Annotated in this window: 1 pseudogene; it reads left to right on the top strand. The window is 62.1% G+C overall.

The features are described 5' to 3' along the window. Nucleotides 1-248: pseudogene (locus FS767_RS22445) on the top strand (peptidase M23); the annotation flags it as partial.

Below are 248 nucleotides of genomic sequence, written 5' to 3'. Positions count from 1 at the left end.
TTCGCTGTTCGCCTCGGCGCAGAAGGCCGGACTGTCCCATGACATGACCATGGCGCTGGCCACCATCTTCGGCTACGACATCGACTTCGCGCTGGACATCCAGGAAGGCGACGAATTCGAAGTGGTCTACGAGGACAAGGTGGTCAACGGCAAGCACGTCGGCTACGGCAACATCCTGGCCGCCCGCTTCGTCAACAAGGGCAAGGCCTACACGGCCGTGCGCTACACCGCCAAGAACGGCACCACCA

Origin of the sequence: Pseudomonas sp. DE0010 (assembly GCF_007680745.1) — a bacterium.
GTDB classification, from domain to species: domain Bacteria; phylum Pseudomonadota; class Gammaproteobacteria; order Pseudomonadales; family Pseudomonadaceae; genus Aquipseudomonas; species Aquipseudomonas parafulva_B.
This window is presented reverse-complemented; position numbering and strand designations above follow the sequence as displayed.